Source organism: Pseudomonas sp. S3_B08, from assembly GCF_054667725.1.
Genome location: NZ_CP162750.1, coordinates 840799 through 856796, shown reverse-complemented (window position 1 = coordinate 856796; position 15998 = coordinate 840799). Strand labels below are relative to the sequence as shown.

The window sequence follows — 15998 nt, the reverse complement described above, 5'->3', positions numbered from 1 at the left end:
GGTTCACGTCGGTTAACAACAATAATGAGTCTGCGAGGCCTTCCGTGATCCAGTTTTTACTTAACCAGGAACTCCGTAGCGAGCACGCCCTGGACCCGAATCTGACTGTGCTCAATTACCTGCGTGAACACGTGGGCAAGCCCGGCACCAAAGAAGGTTGTGCCAGTGGCGACTGCGGCGCCTGCACCGTGGTGGTTGGCGAGTTGCAGACCGATGACACCGGGCGTGAACATATTCGCTATCGCAGCCTCAACTCGTGCCTGACCTTCGTTTCGTCGTTGCACGGCAAACAACTGATCAGCGTCGAAGACCTCAAGCACAAGGGCGAACTGCACAGCGTGCAGAAAGCCATGGTCGAGTGCCACGGCTCGCAGTGCGGTTTCTGCACCCCCGGTTTTGTGATGTCGTTGTTCGCCCTGCAAAAGAACAGCGATGCGCCGGATCAGGCCAAGGCCCACGAAGCGCTGGCCGGCAACCTCTGCCGCTGCACCGGCTACCGGCCTATTCTCGCCGCTGCCGAACAATCCTGCTGCGCCAAGCCAGCGGATCAGTTCGACGCCCGCGAAGCCGAAACCATTGCCCGCCTCAAGGCCATCGCGCCGACCGATATCGGTGAACTCAACAGCGGCGACAAACGCTGCCTGGTGCCGCTGACCGTCGCTGACCTGGCCGACCTCTACGACGCTTATCCACAAGCGCGGCTGCTCGCCGGCGGCACCGATCTGGCGCTGGAAGTCACCCAGTTCCACCGCACTCTGCCGGTGATGATCTATGTCGGCAACGTCGCCGAGATGAAGCGCATCGAAACCTTCGATGACCGCATCGAAATCGGCGCCGCCACTGCCCTCTCCGACTGCTACGAGGCGTTGAATGCCGAGTACCCGGACTTCGGCGAACTGCTGCACCGCTTCGCCTCGTTGCAGATCCGCAATCAAGGCACCCTCGGCGGCAACATCGGCAACGCCTCGCCGATCGGTGACTCGCCACCGCTGCTGATCGCCCTTGGCGCGCAGCTCGTGCTGTGCAAAGGCGAAACCCGCCGCACCTTGGACCTGGAAGACTACTTCATCGACTACCGCGTCACCGCGCGCCAGGAAAGCGAGTTCATCGAAAAAATCATCGTCCCGCGCGCCAGCGCCGAGCAGTTGTTCCGTGCCTATAAAGTGTCAAAGCGCCTGGATGACGACATCTCCGCCGTCTGCGCTGCCTTCAATCTGCGCGTGGAAAATGGCGTGATCAGCGACGCGCGCGTGGCCTTCGGCGGCATGGCGGCGATTCCGAAACGCGCTGCGCACTGCGAAGCCGTGTTGCAAGGCGCGCCGTTCAACAACGCGGTGATCGAACGCGCCTGCGCCGCGCTGGCCGAAGACTTCACGCCGCTCTCGGACTTCCGCGCCAGCAAGGAATATCGCCTGCTCAGCGCGCAGAACCTGCTGCGCAAATACTTCATCGAACTGCAAACACCGCACATCGAGACTCGGGTGACCGCTTATGTCTAACCATCACGCCGTAGAGAAGACCCAGGCTGAATTGGCCGAATTGTTCGCCAAGGATCTGACCACCGGTGTCGGCCGCAGCGTCAAGCACGACAGCGCCGCCAAGCATGTGTCCGGTGAAGCGCAGTACATCGATGATCGGCTGGAATTTCCCAACCAGCTGCACCTGTATGCGCGCCTGTCGGACCGTGCCCACGCGAAAATCCTCAGCATCGACACGTCGCCGTGCTACGCCTTCGAAGGCGTGTGCATTGTCATCACCCACGAAGACGTGCCGGGCCTGAAGGACATCGGCCCGCTGATGCCGGGTGACCCGCTGCTGGCCATCGATGACGTGCAGTTCGTCGGCCAGCCAGTGCTGGCAGTCGCAGCGAAAGATCTGGAGACCGCGCGCAAAGCAGCGATGGCCGCAATCATCGAATACGAAGACCTCGAACCGGTGCTCGACGTGGTCGAAGCCCTGCGCAAACGCCACTTCGTGCTCGACAGCCACACCCATCAGCGCGGCGACTCGGCTTCGGCGCTGGCCACGGCTGAACACCGCATTCAGGGCACGCTGCACATCGGCGGCCAGGAGCACTTCTATCTGGAGACACAGATCTCCTCGGTGATGCCTACTGAAGACGGCGGCATGATCGTCTACTGCTCGACGCAGAACCCGACCGAAGTGCAAAAACTGGTCGCCGAAGTGCTCGACGTGTCGATGAACAAGATCGTCGTCGACATGCGCCGCATGGGCGGTGGTTTTGGTGGCAAGGAAACCCAGGCCGCGAGTCCGGCGTGCCTGTGCGCAGTGGTCGCGCACCTCACCGGCCAACCGACCAAGATGCGCCTGCCGCGTGTCGAAGACATGCTGATGACCGGCAAGCGCCACCCGTTCTACGTTGAATACGACGTCGGCTTCGACAGCAGCGGCCGTCTGCACGGGATCAATATGGAGCTGGCCGGCAACTGCGGCTGCTCGCCGGACTTGTCCGCCTCGATCGTTGACCGGGCGATGTTCCACTCGGACAACTCCTACTATCTCGGCGATGCAACCATCAACGGTCACCGTTGCAAAACCAACACAGCGTCGAACACCGCTTATCGCGGCTTCGGCGGCCCGCAAGGCATGGTCGCCATCGAAGAAGTGATGGACGCGATTGCCCGGCATCTGAAGCTCGACCCGCTGGCGGTGCGCAAGGCCAACTACTACGGCAAGACCGAGCGCAACGTCACCCACTACTACCAGACCGTCGAGCACAACATGCTCGAAGAGATGACCGCCGAACTGGAAGAAAGCAGCCAGTACGCCGAGCGCCGCGAAGCGATCCGTCGCTACAACGCCAACAGCCTGATCCTGAAAAAAGGCCTGGCGCTGACCCCGGTGAAATTCGGCATTTCCTTCACCGCCAGTTTCCTCAATCAGGCCGGTGCGCTGATCCACATCTACACCGACGGCAGCATCCACTTGAACCACGGCGGTACGGAAATGGGTCAGGGCCTGAACACCAAAGTCGCTCAGGTCGTGGCGGAAGTGTTCCAGGTCGAAATCGATCGTGTGCAGATCACTGCGACCAACACCGACAAAGTGCCGAACACCTCGCCGACCGCTGCCTCCAGCGGCGCCGACCTGAACGGCAAAGCCGCGCAGAACGCAGCACAGACCATCAAGCAACGCTTGGTCGAGTTCGCCGCGCGGCACTACAAGGTCAGCGAAGAAGACGTCGAATTCCGCAACGGCCACGTGCGGGTGCGCGAGCAGATTCTGACCTTCGAAGCGCTGATCCAGCAGGCGTATTTCAATCAGGTCTCGCTGTCCAGCACCGGCTTCTACAAGACCCCGAAAATCTATTACGACCGCAGTCAGGCGCGGGGCCGTCCGTTCTATTACTTCGCCTTTGGCGCAGCCTGCTGCGAAGTGATCGTCGACACCCTGACCGGCGAGTACAAGATGCTGCGCACCGACATCCTGCATGACGTCGGCGCCTCGCTGAACCCGTCGATCGACATCGGTCAGGTCGAGGGTGGTTTCGTGCAAGGCATGGGCTGGCTGACCATGGAAGAGCTGGTATGGAACAACAAGGGCAAGCTGATGACCAACGGCCCGGCCAGCTACAAGATCCCGGCGGTGGCCGACATGCCGCTGGATCTGCGGGTGAAACTGGTGGAAAACCGCAAGAACCCGGAAGACACGGTGTTCCATTCCAAAGCTGTCGGTGAACCGCCGTTCATGCTCGGCATCGCCGCCTGGTGCGCGATCAAGGACGCGGTGGCGAGCCTCGGTGATTATCAGCATCAGCCGAAAATCGACGCGCCAGCCACGCCGGAGCGGGTGTTGTGGGGTTGCGAGCAGATGCGCCAGCTCAAAGCGGTGAAGGCTGTCGAAGCTGAAACCGAGCTGGCTCCGCTCTAGGACCGAGGCGCGGCCATTCGCGAGCAGGCTCGCTCCCACATTGGCAATGCATTCCAAATGTGGGAGCGAGCCTGCTCGCGAAGAGGCCGGCACAGACAACGAAGATGTCGAGGTGAACATGTACAACTGGATCGACGCCCTCGCCGACCTGCAGAACCAGGGCGAGCCCTGTGTGCTGGTGACGATCATCGAAGAACTCGGTTCGACGCCACGCAACGCCGGCTCGAAAATGGTCGTCAGCGCCGACCGCCTGTTCGACACCATCGGTGGCGGGCATCTGGAATTCAAAGCCATGCAGATCGCCCGCGAGATGCTCGCCAGCGGCAAGCAGGACACCCATCTGGAGCGCTTCAGCCTCGGCGCCAGCCTCGGCCAGTGCTGCGGCGGCGCCACGGTGTTGCTGTTCGAACCAATGGGCCAAGTCCAGGCGCAGATTGCCGTGTTCGGTGCCGGCCACGTCGGTCGCGCCCTCGTCCCGCTGCTGGCCAGCCTGCCCTGCCGGGTGCGCTGGATCGATTCGCGCGAGGCCGAGTTCCCTGAACACATCCCCCACGGCGTGCGTAAAATCGTCAGCGAAGAACCGGTGGATGAAGTCGATGACCTGCCCGCCGGCAGCTACTGCATCGTCATGACCCACAACCATCAGCTTGATCTGGAACTGACCGCGGCGATTCTCAAGCGCAACGATTTCACCTGGTTCGGCCTGATCGGCTCGAAAACCAAACGCGCCAAATTCGAACACCGCCTGCGTGATCGTGGTTTCGACCCGAGCGTGGTGCAGCGCATGCGCTGCCCGATGGGCATCGGCGAAGTCAAAGGCAAACTGCCTGTGGAAATCGCCATCTCCATCGCCGGCGAAATCATCGCCACTTACAACGCCAATTTCGGCCAGCACAGCGCCCGCGCCGAACCGATTGCCCGATTGCTGCCCGCCTCGCGCCGCAGTCAGGCCGCCAAACTCAAAGCCTCAAACTGATTAGAGAACCCTCATGCCTCTGACTCGCAAAGCCTACCGCGCCGCCATCCTGCACAGCATCGCCGACCCTGCCGAAGTCGGCATCGAAGCCTCGTATGAATATTTCGAGGATGGCCTGCTGGTGGTCGACGACGGCAAGATCAGCGCCCTCGGCCACGCCAGCGAACTGCTGCCAACCCTGCCGGCGGATATCGAGATCAACCATTATCAGGATGCGCTGATCACCCCCGGCTTTATCGACACGCACATTCACCTGCCGCAAACCGGCATGGTCGGCTCCTATGGCGAGCAACTGCTCGACTGGCTGAACACCTACACCTTCCCCTGCGAAAGCCAGTTTGGCGACAAGGCCCACGCCGACGAAGTGGCGGACATTTTCATCAAGGAACTGCTGCGCAACGGCACCACCACGGCGCTGGTGTTCGGCAGCGTGCACCCGCAGTCAGTCAATTCGTTTTTTGAAGCGGCGGAAAAGCTTGATCTGCGCATGATCGCCGGCAAGGTGATGATGGACCGCAATGCCCCGGACTATCTGGTCGATACCGCCGAATCCAGTTACGTCGACAGCAAGGCGCTGATCGAGCGCTGGCACGGCAAGGGCCGCTTGCACTATGCGGTGACGCCGCGCTTCGCCCCCACCAGCACCCCGGAACAACTGACCCTCGCCGGGCAACTGCTGACTGAATACCCGGATCTGTACATGCAGACCCACATCAGCGAAAACCTCAAGGAAATCGAGTGGGTCAAGGAGCTGTTTCCGGAGCGCAAGGGCTACCTCGACGTCTACGATCATTACCAGTTGCTCGGCGAACGCTCGGTATTCGCCCACGGCGTGCACCTGTGTGACGAAGAATGCGCGCGACTGGCGGAAACCGGCTCGGCGATCTCGTTCTGCCCGACCTCGAACCTGTTCCTCGGCAGCGGCCTGTTCAATTTGCCGATGGCCGAGAAGCACAAGCTCAATGTCGGCCTCGGTACCGACGTCGGCGGCGGTACCAGTTTCTCCCTGCTGCAAACCCTCAACGAAGCCTACAAGGTCATGCAGTTGCAGGGTGCGCGTCTGAGTCCGTTCAAGTCGCTGTATCTGGCGACCCTGGGTGGTGCGCGGGCGCTGCGTCTGGAAGACAGGATCGGCAATCTGCAACCGGGCTCCGATGCCGACTTCCTGGTACTGGATTACAACGCCACGCCGCTGCTGAGTTATCGCTTAAAGCAGTCGAATAACATTGCCGAGACATTGTTTGTGTTGATGACCTTGGGCGATGACCGGACGGTGCAGCAGACTTACGCTGCGGGGGCGCTGGTGCATCAGCGCTAACCTCTTCGCACTGATCGTTCCCACGCTCTGCGCGGGAATGCAGCCCGTGACGCTCCGCGTCACTGGACGCGGAGCGTCCCTAGAGGCGTTCCCACGCAGAGCGTGGGAACGATCATCCCCGGTGGTGTTTACCACGGAGGATTTTTGTTGCCGGTCAGGTTGTCTTCGCGAGCAGGCTCGCTCCCACCTTTGAAATGCATTCCCCTGTGGAAGCGAGCCTGCTCGCGAAAGCCGCGACTCGGTTTCAGCTTAGAGCTTGGCCGCTGGACGCCCCGGCTTCTTGGTCTGCAACAAGTGCGAGAACACCGCATGCAGATCATCCGACGCGCCTTCCTCGTCGAGGTTGAGCTTGCTGTCGATGTGATCCATGTGATGCATCATCAGGTTCACCGCCAGTTCACCGTCGCGCTTTTCAATGGCGTCGATCAACTGCGTGTGTTCATCGTACGAGCAGTGCGAGCGGTTGCCGCTTTCATACTGGGCGATGATCAGCGAGGTCTGCGAAACCAGGCTGCGCTGGAAGCTGATCAACGGTGCGTTCATCGCCGCTTCCGCCAGTTTCAGGTGGAATTCGCCTGACAGACGAATACCGGCACCGCGATCGCCGCGCGAGAAGCTGTCGCGCTCATCGTTGACCATCTGCCGCAATTCGGCGATCTGCTCGGCCGTGGCGTGCTGCACGGCCAATTCAGTGATCGCACGCTCAACCAGACGGCGGGCGAGGAACACCTGTCGCGCCTCTTCAACGCTCGGGCTGGCGACCACGGCGCCACGATTCGGCCGCAACAGCACCACGCCTTCATGGGCCAGACGCGACAGCGCGCGGCGAATGATGGTGCGGCTGACCCCGAAGATTTCCCCCAGCGCCTCTTCGCTCAACTTGGTACCGGGCGCCAGACGCTGTTCGAGGATGGCCTCGAAGATATGCGCGTAGACAATATCGTCCTGGGTTCCGCTGCGACCGGCTTTGCCTGCTCGCGGTTGTTTCTTGAGGGGTTGCAACTGTTCGTTCATGGGCACTCGAGTCGGGAAAACTGCGGCGAATAGACCGTGACTGTAATACGGCACAGTAGGTCGCTGGCAAGTATCGCGTAAAAAACAGCGCGATTGTACACAATGAATGGTGGCAACACGACTGTACGGCTATTTGCGCCTGCGGCTGTATTGCAACGGTTTGTCAGGTTTGAGTTTAGGCTTGATCGCAGAATCCGCTGCATGACCGCAATCCCCCGTGGGAGCGAGCCTGCTCGCGAAAGCCATTTCACATTCACTATGAATGTTGACTGACATAGCGCTTTCGCGAGCAGGCTCGCTCCCACAGAGGTTCTGTGTTGTGGCGGACATCTCCATTGCTATAAGGAACACCGCCGTCATGACCGACGCCACCCACGCCCGCCTGCGCCCTCTGGCCGACACTTCGCCTTCCGCCATCGTTGCCGGTTTCATCGCGATGATGACCGGTTACACCAGTTCGCTGGTGCTGATGTTTCAGGCCGGGCAAGCCGCCGGCCTGAGCAGCGGGCAGATTTCTTCGTGGATCTGGGCGATTTCGATCGGCATGGCGGTGTGTTCCATCGGCCTGTCGCTGCGCTATCGCACGCCGATCACCATCGCCTGGTCGACCCCCGGCGCAGCGTTGCTGATCACCAGCCTGGGCGGCGTCAGTTACGGCGAGGCGATCGGCGCCTATATCACGTGCGCGGTACTGGTGACGATCTGCGGCCTGACCGGCAGCTTCGAACGGCTGGTGAAAAAGATCCCGGCCTCTTTGGCGGCAGCTCTGCTGGCAGGGATTCTGTTCAAGATCGGCAGCGAAATCTTCGTCGCCGCGCAACACCGTACCGGGCTGGTGCTGGGAATGTTCTTCACTTATCTACTGGTCAAGCGCCTGTCGCCACGCTATGCGGTGCTCGCAGCGCTGCTGATTGGCACTGCGCTGTCGGGCTTCATGGGGCTGCTGGATTTCAGCGGCTTTCACCTGGAAGTGGCCACCCCGGTGTGGACCACGCCGCACTTCTCCCTGGCCGCTACCATCAGCATCGGCATTCCGCTGTTCGTGGTGGCGATGACCTCGCAGAACATGCCCGGCATCGCCGTGCTGCGCGCCGATGGCTATAACGTCCCGGCCTCGCCACTGATCACCACCACCGGCATCGCCTCGCTGTTGCTGGCGCCGTTCGGCTCCCACGGCATCAACCTCGCGGCCATCAGCGCGGCGATCTGCACCGGTCCGCATGCTCATGAAGATCGCAACAAGCGTTACACCGCAGCGGTGTGGTGCGGGGTGTTCTACGGGATTGCCGGGGTGTTCGGTGCCACGTTGGCGGCGTTGTTTGCCGCGTTGCCGAAAGAACTGGTGCTGTCGATTGCGGCGCTGGCGCTGTTCGGCTCGATCATCAATGGCTTGAGCATTGCCATGAGCGAGGTGAAAGAACGGGAAGCGGCGTTGATCACCTTCATGGTCACGGCGTCCGGGCTGACGCTGTTTTCCATTGGTTCGGCGTTTTGGGGGATCGTGGCGGGGGTTTTGACGCTGGTGATTTTGAATTGGCGCAGAGCTTAAGATCAAAAGCCCCTCACCCTAACCCTCTCCCAAAGGGAGAGGGGACTGACCAAGGTGCTCGGAAGATATACGCCGACGAGGGATATCAAGTCGAACTCACATCCCGAAAAGCCCACAGATCGGCTCCCTCTCCCTCGGGAGAGGGCTGGGGTGAGGGGCGAGTCCACCATCAAATCCAAGCCGTATCACCTAAACACCAGACGAAAAAAAACGGCGACCCTCAGGTCGCCGTTTTTTCAGTATCACTTAGCCGCGTTGATCGGCTTTTCCGGATACCACACATCCAGCAGCGGGCTGACTTCGTACTTGGTCAGCTCGGAGCGGTTTTTCAGCCAGGCTTCAACGGCAGCGCGCTGCTCTTCGTTGACCGAGCCACGCTTCTGCAGGCACACCAGACCGAAGTCGTCGCCGCCAACATAACCCAGACCGTTGGCTTCCATGGCTTCTTTGATGAATGCTTCGAGGAAAGCGTCAATGGCTTCTTCGGACAAGTCTTCTTTGAAGTCCAGGTTCAGTTCGAAACCCAGCTCTTGAAATTCATCTACGCACAGTTTTTTGCGCAGACGCTGGGAACGGTTAGTCGCCATTGGAACAATCCTCTTAAGTAATAACGGCCGGCACTTTACCAGTTTAAGCCGGCGATTGCCCGACTCTCTGGTCGCTGCGGCCGACCGCCTGTAAAAAAATAAGCGATTGGCCGGTCGCGACACGGCACAAGCTGTTACAGCTTGGGGCATAATGCCGACACTTTCATGACCACTGAGGGCCTTTTCATCCATGTCCTCGTCTTTTTTCCCCTCTTTTGCAGGGTTTTATTGCATATGATCAAATCGTTGCGTCCACTGTTTCTCGCCGGCCTTCTTCTGCCTCTGGCCCTGCCTGTCTCCGCTGCCACCATCAACACTTCCCTCACCCCGAACGTCGAAAAAGCCCTCAAAGCCAGCAAGCTGCAGCCCACTGCGCTGTCGCTGGTGATGGTGCCGCTCGACGGTCCGGGCACGCCGACCGTGTTCAACGCCGACGTCTCGGTCAATCCGGCCTCGACGATGAAACTGGTCACCACTTACGCGGCGCTGGAAATGCTCGGCCCCAACCATCAGTGGAAAACCGAGTTCTACACCGATGGCACCCTGAGCGGCGGCATTCTCAACGGCAACCTCTACCTCAAGGGCGGCGGTGACCCGAAGCTGAACATGGAGAAACTCTGGCTGTTGATGCGCGACCTGCGCGCCAACGGCGTGACCCAGATCACCGGCGATCTGATCCTCGACCGCAACTTCTTCGTGCAGCCGCAATTGCCGGAATTCAACGATGACGGCAACGACGACAACAAGCCGTTCCTGGTCAAGCCCGACTCGCTGCTGGTCAACCTCAAGGCCCTGCGCTTTGTTGCGCGCAATGACGGTGGCCGCGTGTTGATTTCCGTGGAGCCGCCGATCGCGAACATCCGCATCGAAAACACCGTCAAAGCCCTGCCGTCCAAGCAATGCACCGGCGGCGTGCGCTACAACCCGGTGCCGCAGGCCGATGGCAGCGTGACCGTAACCGTCGGCGGCCAGTTGGGCGAAGGCTGCAGCTCGCAGACTTATCTGTCACTGCTCGACCACGCGACCTACACCGCCGGCGCCGTGCGGGCGATCTGGAAGGAACTGGGTGGCAGCATTCAGGGCAAGGATCGTCTGGCGCCGACGCCGAGCAGCGCCAAACTGCTTGCCCGCGCGTACTCGCCGGATCTGGCCGAGATCATCCGCGACATCAACAAATACAGTAACAACACCATGGCCCAGCAGCTGTTCCTCAGCCTTGGCCAGCGTTTCCGCAACGATGCCGACGGTGACGACGCCCGGGCTGCGCAGCGCGTGGTGCGTCAGTGGCTGGCGAAGAAAGGCATCACCGCGCCGCATCTGGTGATGGAGAATGGTTCTGGTCTGTCGCGGGCCGAGCGGGTCAGTGCGCGGGAAATGGCCAACATGCTGCAGGCCGCCTGGCACAGCCCGTACGCCGCCGAATACATCAGCTCGCTGCCGATTGCCGGCACCGACGGCACCATGCGCAAACGTCTGAAAACCACGGCGATGCGCGGCGAAGCCCACGTCAAGACCGGCACCCTGAACACCGTGCGCGCGATCGCCGGTTTCAGCCGTGATGTGAATGGCAATACCTGGGCGGTGGTAGCGATCCTCAACGACAAGGCCCCGTTCGGCGCCTCGTCGGTGCTCGATCAGGTGCTGCTGGATCTGTACAAACAGCCGAAACTGCCGCAGACCGCTTCGGTGCTGTAGGCGCAGCAGATGCAATTGAGGGAGCGAGCCTGCTCGCGAAGGCGTCGGTTCAGTCAGCATGTTCAGTGACTGTCACACCGCTTTCGCGAGCAGGCTCGCTCCCACAGAAAATCAGCGCCAGATCCCCTCTGCCCCACAGGGTCAGGTGTCAGGTTCGAATCAGCTCATCTCCCGCTCAACCCGATCCCGGCCATTCTGCTTCGCTGCGTAAACCCCTGAGTCAGCGCGCAGCAACAACGCATCCGCGCCCTCCCCCGGCCGCCAGCTGGCGATGCCGAAACTGGCGGTGACCACGCCAACCACATCCACCGGCGCGCTGCGCAGGCCTTCCCACAACTCCATCGCCAGCATGTACGCGTGCTCGCCGTCGATGTCCGGGCACAGCACCATGAACTCTTCGCCGCCCAAACGGCAGAACACATCGGTGCGACGCAGACGATGGCCAATTCGCTCGCAGACTGCTTGCAGCACACGGTCGCCGACGGCGTGGCCGTAATGGTCGTTGATGCGTTTGAAGTGGTCGATGTCGAGCATGATTACCGACAACTCGCCGCCGCCCCGCTCGACCCGGGCCATCTCCGTGGTCAGGCGTTCCTGGAAATAGCGACGGTTGTGAATGCCGGTCAGCGAATCGGTGATCGACAACGCGCGCAATTCTTCTTCCACGCGCTTGAGATCGGAGATATCCGAGATATAACCGTGCCACAGCACCCCGCCGCCCGGCAGTTCTTCAGGCGTCGCCTCGCCGCGCACCCAGCGCAGGCCGCGCTCGGGCAGTTGCACGCGGTATTCCTCGCGCCACGGGCTGAGATTTTCCGCCGATTCGCGGATTGATGAGCGCACGCGAATCGCGTCCTGCGGGTGAATGCGGCTGAAAATCGCCTCGGAGTCGAGCAGCAGCACATCCGGCTCCAGCTCGTAGATTTCGCGGATGCCATCGCTGGCGTAGATCACGCTGAAGCGTCCGTCGAATTCCATTTTGAATTGGTAAATGCCGCCCGGAACATGGGCGCTGAGCTTCTTCAGCAACGTGTCGCGTGCTGCCAGCACTTCGTGCACGCGTTTGCGCTCGGTGATGTCGATGCAGATCGCCAGATGACCGACCCACAGGCCTTGCTCGTCAAGCACCGGCGTGGCGAGCATGTTCACCGGCAGATGACTGCCATCGCTGCGCACCATGGTCCATTCGCGTGCTTCATGGCCGCCGACTTCGCCGCCCTCGACCAGCATCGCGTGGCAAGTCGGGATGCTTTTGCCGTAGCGCGCACTCAACTCGGCCGAACGCGCCGCCAGTTCCCTGGGTAAATGCAGGTTCTCCAGGGTCATGCGCCCGACCACTTCGGCGCTGCTGTAGCCGAGCATTTGCTCGGCACCGGGATTGAAAGTGTTGATCACGCCGCGCAGGTCGGTGGCAATGATCGCGACCTGAGTGGCGGCATTCAGCACGCCGCGCAACTGACCGTGGGTGCCGCGCAGTTCCTGCTCGCGCTCGTGCAATTCCTGGGTGCGCACCTCGACCAGCCGCACCGCGCGCTGGCGCTGGCTGACCAGCACGTAAAGCAAGGCGCTGAGCAATGCGCTGAGCAAGCCGCCAAGAATGATCACGCTGCCCACCGACGAATGGTTGGCCTGCATGAACGCCTCGCTCGGAAGGATATCGACCTGATAGTCGTGGTCGGCCATGCGCAGCAAGCGCGTCGCCGCCAGATCGCCGGGCACCGCCTCGTTGCTCGATTCGAACAGCGCCTCGTGCTGATCTTGGGTCGACAGGTCGAGAATGCGCACCGACAGGTAATCGTGCAGGGCATCGGGCAAACCATCGGCGAGCAACTGGCGCATGCTGATCACCGCCATCACATAGCCGAACGGCTGCGATTCTCCGGCGCGACTGACCGGCGCCAGTAGCAACACCCCACGCGCGTAGGACGGCTCAATCCCGACCAGGTGCATCGGTTGCGACACCGCCATGCTGCCGAGCTGGTCGGCGCGTTGCAGGGTTTCGCGGCGCAAGGGTTGGGCGAGCAAGTCATAACCCAGTGGTGGCGCCAATCGGCTTTGGGTCTGGGTGTACAGCACCGGCACATATGCGTCGCGCGCTGCCGCCAGTTGCAGCTCGCCATTGGCGTCGAGCTCGCGAATGGTGAAGTTGCTCAGGCCTTCGTCACGCACCTGCTGTTCGAACGCGGCGCGTTCGGCACCACTGACTCTCGGGGCATAGGTATAGGCTTGGGTGCGCAGCAATAAAGGGCGGGAGTAGCCGTCGAATTCGGCGCGGGACACCGATTCGGAGTTGGCGAAGAACCGGCGCAGACTATCGAGACGTTGCTCCTGGTCGTGAAAACGTTCGGCGATACGGCTGTAGCGTTCGTTGGCCAGCAGTTGAAAGCGCTGACGCGATTGTTGCTGAAACTGGTTGAAGGTGCCCCACGCGAGCAGCCCGGTGAGAATCCCGCCGGCAAGCAACACCAGCAAAGCGACCAGCCAGGCTGAGACGTCTTCACTGATGAAACCGAGGATTTTCGGGCGCACGGGGTGCAACGGCATAAGCACGACTCACTCCGCCAGATTCACGGGAAAACCCCATTGGCGGTGTGTGAGTTATAGCTATTAGCCACTAATTTAGCCAGCACCGCTGGATCCACCGAGCCGTTAAAAATCAAGGCTCTGTGGATCCAACCAGTGAAAGCGTCAACGAGCCGTGATTTTCCAGGCGCGGTGGATCTTGGTATTGCGGGCGAAATCCGGATCAATGGTCTGCGCACTGATTTCCTCGACCGCATAACGCTCGGCGAGGTTTTCCTCCAACTGGAACTTGCGGAAGTTGTTGGAGAAATACAGCACGCCACCCGGTGCCAGCCGCGCCATCGCCAAGTCGATCAACTGCACCTGATCGCGCTGTACGTCGAAGATGCCTTCCATGCGCTTGGAGTTGGAGAACGTCGGCGGGTCGATGAAGATCAGGTCGTATTCGTCGCGGCTGCTTTCCAGCCACGCCATCACATCACCCTGCTCCAGACGGTTCTTGTCCGAGAAGCCGTTCAGCGACAGGTTGCGGCGCGCCCAGTCCAGATAGGTTTTCGACAGGTCGACGCTGGTGGTGCTGCGCGCGCCGCCCTTGGCCGCGTGTACGCTGGCGGTCGCGGTGTAGCAGAACAGATTGAGGAAGCGCTTGCCGGCCGCCTCTTTCTGGATACGCATGCGCATCGGCCGGTGATCGAGGAACAGGCCGGTGTCGAGGTAGTCGGTGAGGTTGACCAGCAACTTCACACCACCTTCATTGACCTCGACGAACTTGCCCTGCGCAGCCTGACGCTCGTACTGCTTGGTGCCGCTCTGGCGCTCGCGGCGCTTGACCACCACGCGGTTCTTGTCGACGTTCAACGCCTGCGGAATGGCCGCCAGCGCATCGAACATGCGCGCCGAGGCTTTTTCCGGGTCGATGGATTTCGGCGCGGCGTATTCCTGAACGTGCACCCAGTCGTGGTACAGGTCGATGGCCATCGCGTATTCCGGCATGTCGGCATCGTAAACGCGGTAGCAATCGATGCCTTCGCGCTTGACCCACTTGCCCATTGCCTTGAGATTTTTCTGCAAGCGATTGGCAAACATCTGCCCGCCTTCGCTCAGGCGCGGCTGTTCGATCACTGGCGCCGGGGCTGGCGTCGGCTTGATCGGGTTGCCGTTCTTGTTGAACTTGCGCTCTTGCGGCTCGTCCGGGGTCTGGTCGTAAGCCGCTTGCTCGCGCTCGGCCTGGCGCTGTTCCGGGGTGCGACGTTCGCCAGTGACGAACTGATCCGGCAGAACCTTGATCAGCAGCAGTTTGCACGGCAGCGCGCCGTTCCAGAACGAATACTGCTTATGGCTGCGGATACCCATGCGCTTGCCCAGATCCGGGGCGCCGGTGAACACCGCCGCTTCCCAGTTCAGGCAGGCCTGACGCAGACGCTCGCCGAGATTCTGGTAGAGATACAGCAGGCTGGCTTCGTCACCGAGACGCTCGCCGTACGGCGGGTTGCAGATGACCAGACCTTTCTGGTTCTGGTCCGGGCGCGGCTCGAAGGTCGCCACTTCGCCCTGGTAGATCTTGATCCACTCGCTGAGGCCGGCGCGCTCAACGTTATTGCGGCCTGGCTGAATCAGTCGTGGATCGGCTTCGTAACCGCGAATCCACAGCGGCGGTTTGGCCAGACCGGCGGCGGCACGCTCGACGGCTTCTTCGTGGAGTTTTTTCCACAGTGCCGGCACATGACCGAGCCACGCGGTAAAGCCCCACTGCTCGCGACGCAGGTTCGGCGCCATGTCGGCAGCGATCATCCCCGCTTCGACGAGGAACGTACCGACACCGCACATCGGGTCAGCCAGTGCGCCACCTTCGGCGGCAATGCGCGGCCAACCGGAACGAATGAGGATTGCCGCCGCGAGGTTTTCCTTCAGCGGCGCCGCACCCTGCTGCAAGCGATAGCCACGCTGGTGCAGGCTGTGGCCGGACAGGTCGAGGGACAGAATCGCTTCGCCGCGATCCAGTCGCAGGTGAATGCGCAGGTCCGGGTTGAGTTTGTCGATGGATGGACGATCGCCCTGTGGCGTGCGCAGTTTGTCGACGATGGCATCTTTGACTTTCAGCGCGCCGAAGTGGGTGTTGTCGATGCCCGAGCCGTGGCCGCTGAATTCGACGGCCAGGGTGCCGTCGCTGAGCATGTGATCCTGCCAGTCGATGTCGAGCACGCCGTGGTAGAGGTCTTCGGCGTCCTTCATCGGGAAACGCTTGAGCACCAGCAACACACGGTTGGCCAGACGCGACCAGAGGCACAGGCGATAAGCGGTTTCCATGGTCGCCATGCCACGCACGGCGGAGGTGTGCTCGCGCGCTTCTTCAAGGCCAAGCCCGACGGCTTCCTCGATGAGCAGGCCTTCAAGGCCTTTGGGGCAAGTGAGGAAGAGTTCGAAACGATCGGACATGGTAATTCC

General features: G+C 61.3%; 10 protein-coding genes. 6 read left to right on the top strand and 4 right to left on the bottom strand.

Annotation, left to right across the window (positions count from 1 at the left end):
• The first annotated feature begins 44 nt into the window (after positions 1-44).
• The 4 genes from xdhA (at position 45) to guaD (ending at position 6185) form a co-directional block, all read left to right on the top strand.
• A complete protein-coding gene (gene xdhA / locus AB4N73_RS04020; RefSeq protein ID WP_460142942.1) occupies positions 45-1499 on the top strand; it encodes a xanthine dehydrogenase small subunit in 1455 nt (484 codons plus the stop codon).
• Complete coding sequence (gene xdhB, locus AB4N73_RS04015) at positions 1492-3891, top strand: xanthine dehydrogenase molybdopterin binding subunit (protein ID WP_460142941.1); 2400 nt, start codon at positions 1492-1494, stop codon at positions 3889-3891. Before xdhA ends, xdhB begins: the two co-directional genes overlap by 8 nt.
• Positions 3892-4009: 118 nt before the next feature.
• The gene (gene xdhC / locus AB4N73_RS04010) at positions 4010-4867 is read left to right on the top strand and encodes a xanthine dehydrogenase accessory protein XdhC (protein WP_024012316.1); all 858 of its coding nucleotides are present in this window, start codon (positions 4010-4012) and stop codon (positions 4865-4867) included.
• Positions 4868-4880: 13 nt separating this feature from the next.
• Positions 4881-6185 carry a guanine deaminase gene (guaD, locus tag AB4N73_RS04005; protein WP_056784189.1) on the top strand — a complete coding sequence of 435 codons (1305 nt, stop codon included), beginning with the start codon at positions 4881-4883 and terminating at the stop codon, positions 6183-6185.
• Between the two features lie 249 nt (positions 6186-6434).
• On the opposite strand, the gene AB4N73_RS04000 is transcribed toward guaD, so the two are convergent.
• On the bottom strand, positions 6435-7199 hold the full coding sequence (locus AB4N73_RS04000; RefSeq protein WP_007918375.1) for a GntR family transcriptional regulator: 765 nt from the start codon (positions 7197-7199) through the stop codon (positions 6435-6437).
• A 358-nt stretch (positions 7200-7557) separates the two neighbouring features.
• Here AB4N73_RS04000 and AB4N73_RS03995 point away from each other — a divergent pair, with 358 nt between their 5' ends.
• The gene (locus AB4N73_RS03995; RefSeq protein ID WP_056784186.1) at positions 7558-8748 is read left to right on the top strand and encodes a benzoate/H(+) symporter BenE family transporter; all 1191 of its coding nucleotides are present in this window, start codon (positions 7558-7560) and stop codon (positions 8746-8748) included.
• Between the two features lie 242 nt (positions 8749-8990).
• On the opposite strand, the gene AB4N73_RS03990 is transcribed toward AB4N73_RS03995, so the two are convergent.
• The gene (locus AB4N73_RS03990) at positions 8991-9335 is read right to left on the bottom strand and encodes a YggL family protein (RefSeq protein ID WP_016773843.1); all 345 of its coding nucleotides are present in this window, start codon (positions 9333-9335) and stop codon (positions 8991-8993) included.
• Positions 9336-9569: 234 nt separating this feature from the next.
• On the opposite strand from AB4N73_RS03990, the gene dacB reads away from it, so the two are divergent.
• The gene (gene dacB / locus AB4N73_RS03985; protein ID WP_041479117.1) at positions 9570-11030 is read left to right on the top strand and encodes a D-alanyl-D-alanine carboxypeptidase/D-alanyl-D-alanine endopeptidase; all 1461 of its coding nucleotides are present in this window, start codon (positions 9570-9572) and stop codon (positions 11028-11030) included.
• A 159-nt stretch (positions 11031-11189) separates the two neighbouring features.
• Here dacB and AB4N73_RS03980 read toward each other — a convergent pair whose 3' ends face one another.
• Together AB4N73_RS03980 and rlmKL are read right to left on the bottom strand one after the other, a co-directional pair.
• Positions 11190-13574, bottom strand: coding sequence for a sensor domain-containing diguanylate cyclase (locus AB4N73_RS03980; RefSeq protein WP_460142940.1), 2385 nt, complete (start codon positions 13572-13574; stop codon positions 11190-11192).
• A gap of 144 nt (positions 13575-13718) precedes the next feature.
• Positions 13719-15989: a bifunctional 23S rRNA (guanine(2069)-N(7))-methyltransferase RlmK/23S rRNA (guanine(2445)-N(2))-methyltransferase RlmL gene (rlmKL, locus tag AB4N73_RS03975; RefSeq protein WP_024012311.1), complete on the bottom strand. Its 2271-nt coding sequence runs from the start codon at positions 15987-15989 to the stop codon at positions 13719-13721.
• Between the last annotated feature and the right edge of the window lie 9 nt (positions 15990-15998).